Source organism: Roseomonas sp. SRI_022, assembly GCF_057586215.1.
Genome location: NZ_JBYCZL010000052.1, coordinates 1 through 18147, shown reverse-complemented (window position 1 = coordinate 18147; position 18147 = coordinate 1). Strand labels below are relative to the sequence as shown.

Here is an 18147-nt window from a genome sequence, read left to right as displayed (position 1 = left end):
GCGACGACGGCGCTGCTGCCGGTCACCGGCACGGCGCTCGCGCAGTCACCCACGGGCGGCCAGGTGGTGGCTGGCCAGGCCAGCATTGCCCAATCGGCCAACCGCACCACCATCACCCAGCGCACCGACCGCGCCGCGATCGATTGGCAGCAGTTCAACGTCGGCGCGCAATCCACCGTGCAATTCGTCCAGCCCAACCAGGGGTCCTGGACACTGAACCGCGTCGTCGGGCCGGATCCCTCGGTCATCGCCGGGCGCATCCAGGCCAATGGCGGCGTCGCCATCGTCAACCAGTCCGGCATGGTCTTCGCCGGCGGCGCGCAGGTCGATGTCGGCTCCCTGATCGCCTCCGCGGCCAACATCACCAACCGTAACTTCATGGCCGGGCGCATGGTCTTCGACGGCGCGCCGCGGCCCGGCGCGCGGGTCGAGAACCGCGGCACCATTACCGTCGCGGATCGCGGCCTCGCCGCGCTGGTCGGCCCGGGCGTGTCTAATTCCGGCGTGATCCGCGCCAATCTTGGCCGCGTCGCGCTGGGGGCGGCCGAGACCTTCGTGCTCGACCTCGCCGGCGACGGGCTGATCGGCATCGACGTGACGCGCGCCGTCACCGCGGCACCAGATGGCGGCGCGGCGCTCGTCACCAACAGCGGCGTCATCGAGGCGGCGGGCGGCTCCGTGCTGCTCTCCGCCCATGCCGCCTCCGGCCTGGTCGAGGACCTGGTCCGCAACACCGGCCGCATCGAGGCACCGTCCGTCGGCGCCCGCACCGGTGAGGTCGTGCTGCGCGCCGAAGGCGGCGGCGTGCGCCAGGACGGCACCATCACCGTGACCGGCGGCGACGCGCAGCGCGGCGGGCGCGTCGCGTTGCAGGCGACCAGCCAGGTCACCGTCGGCGCGGCCGCGCGGATCGATGCCTCAGGTGGTGCGGGCGGCGGGCAGGTACTGGTCGGCACCACCGGGCGCGGGCGCAACCAGACCATGGCCGCGCGCACCACGGTCGAACGCGGCGCGACGATCCGCGCCGACGCCACCCGCAACGGCAATGGCGGCGAGATCGTCGTCAACAGCACCGACCGCACGGAGATGCGGGGCACGCTTTCTGCCCAGGGTGGTGCGACCGGCGGCAATGGCGGCTTCATCGAAGTCTCTGGCCAATCCGCCTTCGTGCTTGACGGCATCGTCGATCTGCGCGCGCCGGCCGGTGAGCTCGGCACCTTCCTGCTCGACCCCCGCAACATCTTCATCGCCGATACGGGCACGTCGCTCGGCGTGCCCGGCAATGCGATCTCCGAGACACCGACCGACCTCACGACCGTCGGCGGCAGCGTTACCGCGCCCGGCACCGTCCGTGCGGTCAGCGGCCCCAACACCGACTGGGTGCAGATCACCCCGGACATCATCGAAGGCTATGCCGCCGGCAACATCACGCTCGAAGCCTCCCGCCAGATCATCATCGGCAGCGAGATCAACCGCACCACCGCCGGCAACCTGACGCTGACCGCGGGCCTCGCCGGCGCGGCCGGCACCGGTGACATCACCCAGCTGGCCGGGGCGAATGTCTCGGTCAATGGCGTGCTGACGATGCAGACGACCGTGGGCGCCATCTCGCTCGGCGCGGATCTGCGCGCGACCGGCGTGGTGCTCTCGGCCTCGGGCAACATCACCCAGACCGGGGGCAGCATCGCGCACCGCGTCGCCGGCACCGAATTGCCGCTGACGGTCACCGCCTCGGGCGGCACCTCCTCGGTGAACCTCACCGGCTCGGCGAATGGCAGCTTCGCGCTGGCCGCCAGCAGCGCGGGGGCGAATTTCGCCCTGTCGGGCGACGCGATCCGGCTGACCGGCGCGCTGGCCGGCGACATCGTCGCGCTCGCGGCGACCACCGGCGCGCTCACCCTCGGCGCCAATGTGCGGGCGACCGACCTGACGCTGACCGCCGCCACCGGCATCAGCCAGACCGCCGGCACCATCGCGCACCGCACCAGCGCGGCGACCGCCCTGCCCCTGACGGCCAGCGTGTCGGGCACCGGCGACATCGTGCTCGGCAGGGCCAATGGCAGCCTGCAACTGCGCAGCGGCGGCACCGCGGCGGGTGACATGCAGGTCACCAGCGCCGAGGGGATCGAGATCGCGAGCGGCCAGACGCTGACCGTCAACGGTGCCGCGACGCTGTCGGTGACGGGCGGCAGCAGCCCGATCGTCCTGGCCGGATCGCTGCGCGCGGAAGGCGCATCCTTCACCACCGAAGGCGGGGACGTCACCCAGACCGGCGGCACCATCGCCCACGTCATCGACGGCAGCGAGATGACACTGGCTGTCAACGGCACCGGCACGGCGGCCGTCGACCTCACCGCCGCGGGCAACGGGGTGTTCGCGCTCGCCGACAGCACCGCGCCAGGTGGCTTCGCGCTGTCGGGGTCGGCAATCCGGCTGGCGGGCTACCTCATCGCGGGGGATTCGGCGCTCACCGCGACGGACGGCGCGCTATCGCTCGGCGGCGACATCCGGGTGACCAGCCTCGCCCTGACCGCCGCGACAGGCATCAGCCAGACCGCCGGCAACATCGAGCATCGCGACAATTCGACCACGGCCTTGCCGCTCTCCATCAGCGTGACCGGCACGGGCGATGTCGCGCTCGGTCAGACCAACGGCACGCTGCAACTGCTCGCGGGTGGCACGGCGGACGGGGCGCTCGGCATCTCCAGTTTCCGTGGCATCGAGCTCGCGGCGGGCGAGGTGCTCTCGGTCGCCGGGGCGGCCTCGCTGACTGTGACGGGCAATGGCAATACGCTGGCGCTGAACGGGTCCCTGTTCGCAGATAGCGCGACCTTCTCTGCGCAGGGCTCGGTCACGCAGGGCGCGGGCGCCGTGCTGGCGCGCCGCGCAGCGGGCGGCGGCGCCAACATGGCCGCCGAGCTGCCGCTGACGGTGACCGTAACCGGCAATGGCCGCTCCATCAGCCTCGCCGGCAACAACGGTCCGCTGCAGGTGCTCGGCGCGACGACCGAGGACGGGAGCATCGCCCTGCGCGGCCGCGCCATGACCATCGCCGGAGCCGTGACGGCCGAGGCGAACGGTGCCGCGCGCAGCGATGCGACGCTCACGGCCTTCGTGGGCGACGTGGCGATCAATGGCACGGTGACGGCGCGCAACCTCACGGTCATCGCCGCCGGCGACCTGACGCAGACCGCGGCACTCAACCTCGGTGGTTCCGGCGGCGGCAGGCTGCGGGTGCGCGGGCCGGGCGGCGGACCGACCACCGCCGCCGGCTCGATCACGCTGACCGAGGCCAATGCGGTCACCGAGTTGGATGCGCGCGCGACCGGTGCGCTCGCCTTCCGGGCAGCCGGTGACCTGACGGTGACGCAGGCGCGCGGCGACGGCGTCGCGCTGGTTGGCGCCGCACTGAGCGTGCCTTCCGGTACGGCGGGCCAGAGCGGCGTGGTCGGCACCGGCAGCGGCGATGTCGCGATCACCGCCGACAGCCTGACCGTCCCCGGCACGCTGAGCGCACCGGATGGGCGGACCATCTCGCTCCGCGTCGATGCGCTGGACCTGTCGGGCGGCACCGTCTCGGCCGGTGCCGCGGGCACGGTCGAGATCGGCCCGCGCACCGCGGGCAATGCCGTGCAGGTCGGCACCGCCGGCAACCCGGCGAACACGCTGGAACTGGCCACCGGCGATCTCGAGGCGATCACCGCCGGCACGCTGCGCCTCGGGCGCACCACCATTGCCAGCGAAGCGACCCAGACCATCACGGCGAACGGGCTGTCGGTGGTCGACGCACTCGCCCCGAGTGCCGCGCTGTCGCTGCTGAGCGCGGGCGGCATCACCGTCTCGGCCGACCTGACGGCGCCCTCGATCCGCATGGAGGCCGCGGCCGGCGACATCCATCTTGGCGCCGTCGCCATCCAGGCGGATGGACCAGGGGCAGCGATCACGCTGCTGACGCCTGGTGCGATCGCCCAGGACGCCGGCGGGCTGCTGGTGGCGCCTACCGGCACGACGGTGGACCTGATCGCCCATGCACCGGGCGGCATCACGCTGGCGGGCAGCGGCGACTTCAACCTGGCCAGCGGGCTGACGCCGAGCGGCGCGAGCGGCGAGCGGTCGCTCTACGCCAATGACAGCATCGCCTTCACCACGACGGGCAGGATCACCGTCGCGGCGGGCGTCGAATCGACCGTCGCCGGCGCTACCATCGCCCTGTCCGGCAGCGCGATCGCCATCGAGGCGCCGCTGACCACGGCGCTTACCGGCAGTTCCATCACACTGTCCGCGACCGGCGCGGACGCCGCCAGCACCATCACGCAGACCGCCGCCGGGCTGATCACCACCGGCACGCTGAACCTCACGGCCGATGGCGCGATCGACCTGACGCAGGCGGCCAATGCGGTGGCCGCGCTCGGCACCGTGACCTTCGCGGATGGCTTCGGCTACCGCAGCACGACGGGCTTCACGGTTGGCGGGACGCTCGCGCCGTCCGATTCCGGCAATGCCGACATCACCATCATCGCCGATACCGGCAACATCCTGCTCCAGGCGCCGATCGCCGCGGGCACCGGCACGGTGCGGCTGGATGCGACGACCGGCGACATCCTGCAGAACGCCGCCGGCGCCGCGATCACCGCCGGCCGGCTGGAGGTTTCCGCCGGCGGCAACGCGATGCTCGACCCGACGCTGGCGGCCGACCGCAATGCGGTCGGCGTGCTCGGCGCCGGCACGGTGGGCGGGACCTTCGCCTTCAACGCCGCGGGCGACCTCGCGATCGACGGCGCCATCGCGCAAGGCGCGGCGGGTGGGGCGGCGCGGATCGAGACCGGCGGGACGCTGACGCTCAACGCCGGGGCGTCGCTTGGCTTCGACGCCATCACGCTGACCGCGCCGGGGCTGATGACGCTGCGCGGCACGATCGGCGTCGATCAGGCGAGCCCCGTCAGCGTGGTGCGCCTCGGCGCCGGCGCCGGCATCACGCAGGAAGCGACCGGGCGCATCGTCGCCGACCAGCTCGGCATCCGCGCGACCGGCGATGTCGCGCTCGCCGTGGGCAACAACGATGTGCGCGGGATCGCGGCGGCGGCGAGCGGCAGCTTCGCGCTCGACACCAATGGCGCGCTGGCGACGATCTCGATGACGGCCGTGCCGCTGCCGGGGGATGTGGCGGCGACCGTTGCCGGCGTGCTCGGCAGTTCGGTGACGCTGTCGGCGACCGACCTCACCATCAATCCGGCGGGGCTTGGCGGCGGGCTCAATGCGGGCGCCTTCGCCTCGGCGGCTGACGGCGTGCTGACGCTGCGCGCCGACACGCTGACGCTCAACAGCGCGGTCGGTGCGGGCGACCCGGGGGGCGTACCGACCTACAACGGCACGATCGTGATCGCACAGCGGACGCTGGGGCGCGGGATCGTCATCGGCGGGCTGGATGCATGGTCGCTGTCGCTATCCGCCAGCAACCTGTCGGGCCTCGTCGCGCGCAACATCGTCATCGGCCGGTCGGAGGCAGGCGCCGGGGCCGTGACCGTCGCCGGCGCCGCGAGCGTGCTGGACGGCGTGAATACCGTGCTGCTGCAGGGCGGCGGCATCACGCTGGACGGCACCTTCACCCTGCCGACGGCGGGCGGGTTGCTGACGCTTTCGGCAGGCAGCGGAGATATCACGCAGGGTGCCGGGGCGGTCGACGCGGCACGGCTCTTTGCCCAGGCCCTGGCCGGGTCGGTGCTGCTCGACGGCGCGACGACGTTCAACCAGGTGGGACAACTCGCCGGATCGGTCGCAACGGGCCAGGATTTCGCTTTCCGCGGCGCCGGGTCCTATGTCATCGCGGCGCCGGGGATCGACGCCGCGGGCGGCACCATCACACTGCTCGCACCATCCGGCGGCATCACGCAGTCGCTCGGCGCGCCGGTCACGGCGGACCGGCTGGCGGTTACCGCACAGGGCGCGGTGGTGCTCGACGGCGGTGGGGCGACGGCAGGCGCGGCGGACATCAACCACGTCGCGACGCTTGGTCCGTCTTCGGGAACCAGCGTCACGCTGCGCAACGCCGATGCGCTGACGGTCGAAGGCGTGACGGCGAACGGCGTCGCCGGCAGCACGATTGTGCTGGAGGCGCCGACGCTGACGCTGACCGGCGATGTCATCGCCAGCACCGCCGATGGCCGCGTCATCCTGCGCACCGGCGCGGATTTCGATGCGCCGGGCGCGGGCACCGCGATCACGCAGACCGGCGGCATCATCCGCACGCGGGATCTCTCGGCCTCGGCCGGGGATGAGATCGACCTCGCGCGCAACAACGAGGTGACACGCCTCGCCGCAGGCCAGGGCGCGGCGACGGCGAGCACCGACAGCATCGTGCTGCGCCCCGGCGGCACGCTGTCCCTGACCGACGCGATCGGCGGGGTCGAGGTCGCGGCGCGCGTCAATGCCGGTGCGGGCAGCGGCGTGCAGGTGGTGTCCGACGGGCTGACGGTCGCGCCGGGGCTGGCGGGAACGGTGTTCCTCGCCCCCGGCGGCGTGGTGCGCTTCCTGCCCTTTACCGCTGGCGCGACGATCGGCCTCGGCGGCGCGGGTGATGCCGTCACCTATGCGACATCCCTGCTGCAACGGGTGGATACCGGCCGGCTGGTGATCGGCAGCGATACGTCCGGTACCATCACGTTGCGCCAGGCGCTGGACTTGACCGGCGCCAATGGGCCCGTCGCGCTTGAGCTGCACAGCGGCGGCGACATCCAGGCCGGTGGCTTCAACCTCTCCCTGCGGCAGGTCAGCGCCTTCGCGGCTGGCAATGTCGTGCTCGGCACCATCGGCAGCGCCATCCAGCGTGTAGTTGCAGGCGAGACCTCGGCCGACGGCATCCAAGCGGGCGGCACGGTGTCGGTCACGACCGGCGGAACCCTCGCGGTGGATGCGGCGATCCGGGCCGATGGCGCGACCATCGCCCTGCAGGCTGCGGATTTCGTCCTCGCCCCCGGTGCGGCCGTGCAGACAGGCGCGGTTCCGGGTTCGCAGGTGCGGCTGCGTTCGACGAATGCCGCCGGGCTGGCACTCGGCGTGACGGATGCCGCGCCGGGGCTGTCGCAGCAGGAAATCGCGCTGCTCGACGCGCGTGGCGGCACGCTGCGGCTGGAAGGCTCCTCGATCGACCTCGGCGGAACCGTCGCGGTGGCCGGTGCGGCCGCCAGCCTGCTCGACCTCGCCGCCACCGGCGCGGTGACGCAATCAGCCGGCACGCTCTCCGCCAACGCGTTGCGCGTCGATGGCGCCTCGGTGCAGATCGACCGGGCCGGCAACAGCCTGCCGCAGATCCAGGCCACCGCGACGGGCAACGTCTCGGTCGCCACGGGCGGCGCGACGACGATCCTCGGCACGCGCAGCAGTACCGGCAACGTCACCGTCTCGGCCGGCAGCATCGCGCTGTCCGGCGCGGCCGGCACCATCGCGGTGCAGGCGGCGGGCACGGCAGCATTGACGGCGACGAATGGCGACATCACCGGCGCGTCGGGCCTCGCCGCCGTGCAGGCGCCGGTGCTGAACGCGACCGCGTCGGGCGCCGTCACGCTGACGGGCGACAACGCAGTCGGCACGCTCGCCGCCATCGCTGGGACCGGTGTCACCTTCGACAACACCATCGCGCTGACTGCAGGCGCGACCGGCGCGGGCGGGACCGTCATCGCCGGCAACGTCACGCTCGACGCGCCATCGCTGCGACTCAACACCGTGCTGGCGACCGGCACGGTGGACCTGACGGCAAGTGCGGGCACGATCGACCAATCCGCCGGCGTGCGCCTCGCCGCCGGCATCCTGCGTGCGAACGCGACGGGATCCGTCATCCTCGATGCGGCCAACCCGGACGGGACGGCGCGCAACCAGATCCAGAACATCGACGCGCTTTCGGCCGGTGCCGACATCACGCTGCGCAGCGCGCTCGCGCTGACGCTCGACCTGCCGCTGTCCGTCGGCGCCGGGCGGGTGCTCACGCTGGAAGCGCCGACGCTGACGATCGGCGACAGCCTGTCCGCCGGCGCGGGCGGGCGGATCCTGCTGCGCACCGGGTCGTTCAACGGCGGCGCCGCCTCGGGCGGCAACATCACCCAGACCGGCGGGACGATCAGCACGCCGCAGCTCGCGGCGCTGGCCGGCGGTTCGGTCAGCATCGACCGCGTTGGCAACGCGATCGGCACGCTGGGCGGCGGGCGCAGCGCGGCTGGCGTGGATCTCGGCCTCGGGCTGAACGCCGGCGCCTCCGGTGTGCTGCGCAGCGCCGGCTTCGGCGGCAACGCGACCCTTGGCGTGACCGGCGCGCTCGACATCGGGTCGGGCGGATCGCTGGTGCTGCGCGCGGATGACTTCGCCATCGCCGCGGCCATCCGCGTGCCGTCGGGCACCATCACGCTGCTGCCCTACACGGCGGGCGCGGGCATCGGCTACGTGCTGGGCGGGGCATCGGGCAGCAGCACCGCCGGGCGGATCACGCTGGACAGCACGGAGTTGTCCTTCTTCCCCGCCGGCGCGCCGGCGGCGGAACTGATCCTCGGCGCGCTCGGCGTGACCGGCAGCGTCGATATCGCCGGCACGGTGTCGCTCGCGACCGGCGGCGCCACGCCGCGCGTCAACCAGCTGACGCTGATCGGCGACGGCGCGCTGACGCAGGCCGCCGGCACCGCCATCGACGTCGCCGCACTTCGGGCGATCTTCCCCAACGGCGCGGTGCTGCTCGACCCGGGCAACGCGGGCAACCGCATCGCGGCGCTGGCGGGCATCGTCGCGGGCGGCGATGTGAACATCCGCGGCGGCGCGGGGATGATGGAACTGCGCGACGGCGGCGGGGGGGCGGCGATCAGCATCGTCCCGGCCGGGCGCACCATCACGCTGCGCGCCGATGACCTCGACGTGCAGGCGCTGGTGCAGGCGCCGGGCGGCGTGATCAACCTGCTGCCCGAGACGGCGGGGCGGACAGTCACTCTCGGCGGCACGGGTGCCGGCACGCTGGCGCTGACCAGTGCGGAGATCGCGCGGATCGGCGGTGGCGGCCCGCTGTTGAACGAGCCCGCCGCGTTGCGGCTCCGCATCGGCTCGGACGGCACGCTGCGCACGGCGGGGGACATCCTCGTCACCGGCGACGTGCCATTGCGCGATGGCGCGACGGTGCGCGTCGGCACGTTGGAACTCGTCGCGGGCCAACCCGGTGCGGCGGGTGGCTCGGTGCGGCAGACCGGCGGCAGCGTCGACGTGGCGACCGTCACGGGCACTGCGCAGGGCGACTTCCGGCTCGGCCTGCCCGGCAATGCCTTCGATACGGCGACGGGGATTTCGGCCGGCACGCTGCCCGCGGCCGGCGCGACGGGCGTTGTTGAACTCGGCACGGCGGGGGCGCTGGCGGCAACCGGCATCACCGCGCCGGTCTCCGTCCGCCTGACCGCCGGTGCGGGGCTTTCGGCCGGCGACGTCACCGCGCCCGTCATCCTGCTGCAGGGTGGGGCGGTCACGCTGACCGACCTGATCCAGGGCAGCACCAGCGTCACCATCGACAGCGCCGGCGCCATCACCCAGCAGGCCGGCGCACTGGTCGTCACCGGGCTGCTCACGTTGAATGGCGGCAGCATCTCGCTGCCCGAGGACAACGAGATCGTCGAGCTGAACGGCCTGGTCGCGACCGGACCGGTGCTGTCGCTCAACACCATCCTGCCGCTGCTGGTCAGCGGCGTGGTCTCGGCCAATGGCAGCCTGTCGCTGGCCACCGACCAGGGCATGACCGTCGCGAGCACCGGCAGCATCACGGTGACCGGCGGCCCCGGCACCGCGACCCTGCAGGCCGGTGGCGCGATCGACTATGCCGGCGGGCTCACGACCTCCGGTGCCGCGAACCTGACGGCGGGCAGCGCGCTGTCCTTCACCGGCATCGCCGATGTCGGCGGCGCGTTCGGCCTGGCCTCCGGCGCCGGCATGACGTTGGGCGGCGGCATCACCGCCGGTGCGGGCATCACGGCAAACGCCGCCGGCGCGCTGACCAGCACCGCGACGCTGGCCGCGACCGGCGCGATCGGCCTGACCGCCGGGACCACCATGGATCTCGGCGGCAGCTGGACGGCGGGTGGGGCGGCGACCTTCACCGCGGGCGGGCTGCTGACCTACACCGCCACGGGCGTCGGTGTTGGCGATGTCACGCTGACCACTCCGGGTGCAATCAACGCCACGGCGGGCAGTTCGATCCAGGGCGGCGGCACGGTGCGCCTTGATGCCGGCACCGACCTCTCGGCCCTCGGCACCACCGAAGGCGGGCCGCTCGTCGCGCTCTTGGCCGGCACGGGGGCGATGACCCTCGGCGGTACCGTCAGCGCGGATGGCGACCTGACCGCGACCGCAGGCGGCGCGATCACCAACACTGCGGCCATCACGGCTTCCACCGGAGATGCGACGCTGACGGCGGGCGCGACGCTCGACCTCGCGAACAGCCTGATCGCCGGCGGCACCATCACCCTGGGCGCGACCGGCGCCATGACGCTGGCCGGCACGATCGACGGCGCCAGCCTCGCCGCCACGGCGGGCGGCGCGCTGACCACGAGCGCCGCCATCGACGTGACCGGCAATGCCGCGCTGGTGGCGGGCGCGGCACTCGACCTCACGAGCAGCCTGATCGCCGGCGGGACCATCACCTTGGACGCGACCGGCGCCATGACGCTGGCCGGCACGATCGACGGCGCCAGCCTCGCCGCCACGGCGGGCGGTGCGCTGACCACGAACGCCGCCATCGACGTGACCGGCAATGCCGCGCTGACAGCGGGCGCGGCACTCGACCTCACGAACAGCCTGATCGCCGGTGGCGCCATCACTCTGGACGCGACCGGCGCCATGACGCTGGCCGGCACGATCGACGGCGCAAGTCTCGCTGCCACGGCCGGTGGCGCGCTGACCACCAGCGCCGCCATCGACGTGACCGGCAATGCCGCGCTGTCCGCGGGCGCGACGCTCGACCTCACGAACAGCCTGATCGCCGGCGGCACCATCATCCTGGACGCGACCGGTGCCATGACGCTGGCCGGCACGGTCGAGGGCGCCAGCCTCGCGGCCACCGCAGGTGGCGCGCTGACAACGAGCGCCGCCATCGACGTAACCGGCAATGCCGCACTAACGGCAGGCGCGGCACTCGACCTCACGAACAGCCTGATCGCCGGCGGGCCGATCACCCTCGGCGCGACCGGCGCCATGACGCTGGCCGGCACGATCGACGGCGCCAGCCTCGCCGCCACGGCGGGCGGCGCGCTGACCACGAGCGCCGCCATCGACGTGACCGGCAATGCCGCGCTGACCGCCGGCGCCGCGCTCGACAGCACCAGCCTGATCACGGCCGGCGGCACGCTGACGCTGGACGCAGGCACCGCCATGGCCCTCGGCGGCACCTGGTCGGCCGGCGGCGCGGCGGCCTTCACCGCCGGCGGGCTGCTGACCTACACCGCGGCCGGCACTGGCGGCGGCGATGTGTCCTTCAACACCCCCGGCGCGATGATCGCCTCGGCCGGCAGCACCATCACGGGATCGGGCACGGTGCAGATCCATGCCGGGACCGGGCTCTCGGCAAGCGGGACGATCAGCGGCGGGCCGCTGGTCGATCTGGACGCCGGCCTCGGTGCGATGACGCTCGCCGGCACGATCGGCGCGACGGGGGATGTCGTCACCGGGAGCGGCACGCTGGTCAACACGGCGGCCATCACGGCCGGAGGCGACATCGACCTGAACGCGCTGGGCATGATCACCCTGTCCAACCGGCTCACCGCCCTCGGTGTGCTGGATGTGGGGTCCGGCGGCGGGATCCAGGTCGACGGCACCTGGTCCTCCGGCGGCGCGGCGACCTTCGCGACCAATGGCGCGGTGACCTACACCGCAACGGGCACCGCGGGCGGCGACGCCACCATCGCGGCACTGGGCGCGATCTCGGCGGCGGCGGGCAGTTCCATCCACGCGGGCGGCATGGTGCAACTCGATGCCGGGACGACGCTCGCGGCCCTTGGCGCGATCAGCGGCGGGCCGCTCGTTGCGCTGCGCGCCGGGACCGGCGCGATGACGCTGGGTGGCACGATCGACGCGACCGGCCAGGTGGCGGCCGCCGCCGGGGCAGGGTTGACCACGGCAGCTCGCATCGCCGCCGGCACCGACGCGACGCTGGTCGCGGGCGGCACGCTGAATGCGACGAACAGCATTGCCGCGGCACGCGACCTGACCCTGCAGGGCGGCGGCGGCCTCGCCGCCACCGGCACCTTCACTGCCGGGGGCGCGGCGGCCCTCACCGCGACCTCGGGGCCCCTCACCCTGGTCGGCACGCTGACCGCGGCGACCGATGCGACGCTGACCGCCGGCACGACGCTGCAGAGCAATGCCTCGGTGCAGGCGGGCGGCGCGCTCGCCCTGTCCGCCGGGGCGGGGATGACCCTCGCCACGCTGCATCGCGCCGGCTCCACGCTCGACGCCACGGCCGGGGGTGCGCTGACGGCCAGCGGCACGCTCATCGCCGGGGATGCCGCGACGCTGAGCGCCGGCCAGTCGATGTCGGTGCAGGGCTTCGTGCAGGCCGGTGCCGGGCTGACGCTGCGCGCGGGCGGCTCGCTCGACTTCGCCGCGACCGGTTCGGCCGGCGGCGCGGTAGATGCCTCGGCCGGCGGCAATTTCGCCCAGACCGGCACGCTGACGGCCGCGGCGGCCTATCTCTCGGCCGGCGGCTTGCTGACCCAGTCCGGGCAGGTCTCGGTCGGCGGCGAGATGCGGCTGTCCGGTGGCGGGATCACCAGCACCGGCACGCTGACCGCGGGCGGACCGATCGGCCTGGCGGCCGGGGCGGGCCTGGCGCAGTCGGGCTACCTGCAATCGGCCCAGGGCGTCAGCCTTTCGGCGGGCGGCTCGCTCAGCCTCGCGGGCCAGGCGCTGGCGGCCAGCGACTTCACCATGACGGCGGGCGGCGTCGCCACGCTCGCCAACGGAAAGATCACCGCGAATGGCGAGGTGCGGCTGACCGCCGGCCAGGGCATCACGGTCCAGTCCTTCCAGATCGACCCGACCATCATCCTGCTGCAAACCGCCGGTGGCCTGGTGGTGGCCTCCAGCACGCTGACCTCGACCGACAGCATCCGCCTCGCCGGCGGCACGGTGACGCTGCGCGACAACGTCATCACCACCGGCACGCTCGACGTGGACGCGGCGGGGACGCTCACCCTCGATGGCGGCACCTACGTCATCGGCCGGGCGGTCGGCTTCAGCGCACCGGCCGGCATCACGACGCCCAGCATGATCACCGTCCGCCCGCGCGACGGCGTGCTGCCGGCGGTGATCTTCGACACCCGCGCCGCCGGGATCGTGCCCGATCCGCTGACCGTGGTGGAACCCGACATCATCGGCCTGCCCGCCAACCAGCAGGCGACCCATGTGCGCGTGCCGGGCACCGAGGCGCCGGGCGCCTTCGGCGCCGCCTCCTCCGCCCCGGCGGGAACGATGCAGATCAACATCGATGCCGGGCGCAGCGCGATCTTCCTGCTGCTCGACGGAGGCACCGCCACCGGAACCATCGTCTCGGCCGGCCGCCTTGGCATCCATGGCACCGGCGGGTCGGCGGAACTGACCGGCCAGCTCGTCGACGTGTCGGGCTCGCCGGTCAGCGGGCAGAGCGCCGCGCGCTTCGCCGACAGCACGCGTCCGGCCAGCACCGGGGCGCTGACGCGCTACCGCATCAATGGCTGCGTCGTCTCCTCGATCAACTGCGTGGTGCCGAGCCAGGTGCTGACCATCCCGCAGGCACCGCCGCAGCGCGTCGACATCCGCCTGTGGGGCGGCGCCATCACCGACCCCGACGTGCAACTGCCCAACGTCGCCGATGAGGATTACTGATCCGGTGCGCCCGATCATCGCCACCGCCGCCCTGCTCGGCCTGCTGGCCTGCACGGAGCCGTCGCCCGACGCCTATGTGACGCGCACAGCCGGCGCCACGGCCGGGGAGCCCGCGGGCAACGACGCCCGCAACGAGCCCTGCCAGGTGCAGCCCGGCCGCGCCGCCCCCGCCGACCGGCCCGTGCTGCGCTCGCGGGAGGTGTTCTGCGGTGGCTGGACCCAGCCCGCCGCCCGCGTGATCGAAATGTCGGGCAGCGGCAGCGCCGCCGACCTCGACGCCATCGCGGCCTCGGGCCTGTGGCGGGCCTGGCTGGACCAGCGCGTGACCTGCGGCGCGCCGACGCGCACCACCATCGCCGGCGGCACCGAGGCACGGCTGCTCGCCTGCACGCGGCGCGCCGGCGGCTGGCCGCATGTGGCGCTCGTCACCCGCGGTCCCTCCGGCCCGGTCGTGGCGGATGGCGTCGCGACCTCCCTGCCGGTGATCGAACGCCTCGCCACCGGGCAGTCGGGCGGCGGGGGCGGCGGGTCCGGCGGGCGGTCGGCCGCACTCGAACTCGCCGTGGCGCGGCTGTCGGCCGATGCCTTCGGCGCCGCCGATGTCGGGCGCTACGAACAGCTCATGGCGCTCGGGCGCGACCTCAACCAGACGGAAAACTTCGCGGCGGCCGAAGATGCCTATCGCGCCGCCCTCGCCGTGCAGGAACGCGTGCTCGGGCGCAACAACGCGAATACCGCGACCGCGATGCTGCATCTCGCGGTGAACCTGTCGAACCAAAAGCGCCTGGCCGAGGCCGGCGTGCTGCTGGATCGCGCCGCCGCGCTCGCGCCCAATGCGGCGGACCCCGTCACGCCCGCGCGCCTGCTGCACTACCGTGGCCTGCATGCGCTCAATGCCGGCGACCCCGCGGCCGCGATCGGGCTGCTGCAACAGGCCGAGGATCGCTACTCCGTGCTGATCCCCGCCTCCAGCGCCTCGCGCGACGCCGATTCGATGAACCTCGTCTCCGACCCGGTGGTGCAGTCGGCTGTGCTCGGCCTTGCCGAGGCCAAGCGCAACCGGGCGGTGGCGTTGGTGCGTAGCGGCCGCGCCTCGGAAGCCGCCGGGCTGGTGGATGAATCGCGCCAAGTGCTGCGCCGCGCGGGGCTCGAGCCGAACATGATGGTCGGCCGCGCCATGCGCACCGAGGCCGGCGCCGATATCCGGCTCGGCCGCAACGAGACCGCCGCGCAATTGCTGGAACGCGCCGCCGGGCGCTTCGGCGTCGCAGCACCTGGCGAACGGCCCGAAGCGGTGACGTTGTTCCTCGCGGGACAGCAGCGCATCCGCGCCGGCCGCAGGCCGGAGGCGCTGGCCGCCTTCCGCGCCGGTGCCGCGATCCTGCGCGCGCGGCAGATCGGCCTGAGCGTACCGCTGATCGTCTCCTACCTCGACGCCCTGGACCAGGAGGCCAACGCCAATCCGGGCCTCGCCCCGGGGCTGCGCGCGGAAATGTTCGGCGCCGCCCAACTCGCCCAGCGTTCCAGCACCGCGCGCTTCGTGCAGCAGGCCTCGGCCCGGCTCGGCGCGTCGGAGGGCAATCCGGCAGTGCAGGGCGCGGTGCGCGGGCTGCAGGATGCCGACCGCGAATTGCGCGAATTGTTCTCTGAGCGCGATGCCTCCGGCGCGCAGAACGCAGCACTCGACGAACGCATTGCCTCGGCGCAGCAGCGCCGCGCGCAGGCGGAAGGCGAGGTCGCCGCCGCCGCCCCCGGCTATCGCCAGCTCCTGCTCGCTTCCGTCGATGCCGACAGCGTCGCGCGCGCGCTGGGGCGTGGCGAGGCGCTGTTGACCATGCTGCTCGGGCCGCAGCAGGGCTTCGTGATGGTGGTGCGCGACGGTCGCGTCGATGCCCGCCGCATCCCGATCGGCGAGGATGCGGTCGCAGCGCTCGTCACCCGCGTGCGCCGGTCCTCCGAACTCGGCGCCAGCGGCATTCCGCGCTTCGACACCGATGCGGCGCATGAACTGCACCGGCTGCTGGTTGCCCCGCTCGCCGCCACGATCGACGGGGCGGAGAATCTGGTGGTCGCGCCGGACGGGCCGCTGCTCGCCCTGCCGTTCGGGCTGCTGCTGGCGCAGCCGGCCAGCGCCGATGCGCTGGGCGGCGCCGCCTGGCTGGTGCGCCGCCACGCCATCGTGCACGTGCCATCCCCGCAGACGCTGGTGACGCTGCGCGCCGCCGGCACGGGGTCCACGGCCCCCCTGCCCTATATCGGCTTCGGCGATTTCGTCCCGCCATCGGCGGCGCAGTTCGCGCGGTCCTTCCCCGCCGACCGCTGCGGGCGGGATGCGCGGCTGGCCACCGGGCTGGGACGCCTGCCGGGCACGCGGGCGGAGGTATTGGCCTCGCGCCAACTGCTCGGCGCCGCGGCCGACCGGGCGATCCTGGGGGCGGAATTCACCATTCCCGCGCTGCGGCGGCAGACGCTGAACCAGTACCGCATCGTCCATCTCGCGACCCATGCGCTGCTGCCCGGCGAGCTGTCCTGCCTGACGGAACCTTCGATCGTCGCCTCCCCGCCCGGCGGCGCGCCCTCGGCCGATCCGGCCTTCCTGAAGGCGAGCGAGGTGCTCGACCTGAAGATGGATGCCGACCTTGTGATCCTGTCCGCCTGCAACACCGGCGGCCCGGGTGGCGAGGGCGGCGGCGAGGCGCTGTCGGGCCTGGCCCGCGCCTTCTTCTATGCCGGGGCGCGCGGGCTGATGGTCACGCATTGGGCGGTGGACGACGCCGCCGCCGCGCTGACGGTGGCCGACACGCTGCGGCGCCAGCAGGGCGGCGCGACCTCCTCATCCGCGCTGCGCGGGGCACAATTGCTCATCCTGGACGAGGCCGGCCGGAACCTTCCCGCGGTCTTCGCCCATCCCTACTACTGGGCGCCCTTCGTGCTGATCGGTGATGGCCGTCGCGGCGGGCCGGCCGGCCCGAGCGCGGCCGCCGCGCCACCCTCACGCCTATGATGGATCGCCCCGCGTGACCGGCGTCGCGGGGCACGGCCTGTCACACGGGGTGTTGACGACATCCCGCGCAAGAGGCTGTAGCATCGCAACATTGCCGATGCCGGAAGCCGGAGACCGCCTCAGCCCATGCTGCCAGCCGAGCTGAACCAGAAATACGAGGTGCGCGGCACGCTCGGCGCGGGAGCCATGGGCACGGTCTATGACGCGGTGGACCGCATCATCGAGCGCCGCGTCGCCATCAAGGTCGTCAACCGCCCGAACGAAAGCGACCCCGAGGCGGTGGAGGCGCATGCCCGGTTCCGGCGGGAGGCCCAGGCCGCCGGCCGGCTGTCCCACCCCAACATCGTCGGCGTGTACGACTACGGCGAGAACGCGACCCAAGCCTGGATCGTGATGGAACTGGTCGAGGGCGGCAGCCTCAAGGGCCGGCTCGACAAGCAGGAACGCTTCCCGATCCCCGAGATCGTGCGCGTCATGGGGGAGGTCTGCGCCGGGCTGCACTATTCCCACCAGCGCGGCGTGGTGCACCGGGACATCAAGCCCGGCAACATCATGATGACCACCGACGGGCAGGTGAAGATCGCCGATTTCGGCATCGCCAGGCTCGAGAATTCCTCGATGACGCAGGTCGGCACGCTGATCGGCACGCCGTCCTACATGGCGCCCGAGCAGTTCCGCGGCGAACCGGTGGACCTGCGCGCCGACATCTGGGCGTCGGGTGTCATGCTGTACCAGTTGCTGACCGGGGAGAAGCCGTTCGAGGGCGGCTTCTCGGCCGTGATGCACAAGGCGCTGCATACCGAACCGCCGCCGCCTTCGACCCTGTCGGTCACGGCGCCGCGCGGCTTCGATGCGGTGATCTCCCGTGCGCTCGCGAAGCGGCCGGAGGACCGGTACCGCTCGGCCGCGGAATTCGCCGAGGCGATCCGCCAGGCGGTCCATGCGCCGGCGACCGCGCCGGAACCAGCCGGGCTGCCCGGCCTGCCCGGGCTGAATGACGATGCGACGATGGTCTCGGCCCGGCCGGCAGGCGGGCCGGGTGCTGCGCCGCGCCCTGCGGCGCCGTCCCCCGCAACGCCAGCGGCCGGCGGCAAGAGCGCGCCGATCGGCCTGATCGCGGGCGGGGCCGGCGCGGTCGTCGTGGCGGCCGCCGCGGCCTGGTTCTTCCTGATGGGCCCCGGCGCCGGGCCGGACCCCGCGCTGGTCGAACGCCAACGCCAGGAGCAGCTGGCGCGCGAGGCCGCGGCACGCGATGCCGCGGCACGGGAGGC

Annotated in this window: 3 protein-coding genes; all 3 read left to right on the top strand. The window is 73.5% G+C overall.

Annotation, left to right across the window (positions count from 1 at the left end):
* Positions 1-12 precede the first annotated feature (12 nt).
* A complete protein-coding gene (locus tag AC2YHJ_RS27435; protein ID WP_487399375.1) occupies positions 13-13872 on the top strand; it encodes a two-partner secretion domain-containing protein in 13860 nt (4619 codons plus the stop codon).
* Positions 13873-13876: 4 nt separating this feature from the next.
* A complete protein-coding gene (locus tag AC2YHJ_RS27430) occupies positions 13877-16876 on the top strand; it encodes a CHAT domain-containing protein (protein ID WP_487399374.1) in 3000 nt (999 codons plus the stop codon).
* Positions 16877-17002: 126 nt separating this feature from the next.
* Positions 17003-18147 (top strand): serine/threonine-protein kinase (locus tag AC2YHJ_RS27425; protein WP_487399373.1); only part of this gene is annotated, 1145 nt, incomplete at its 3' end.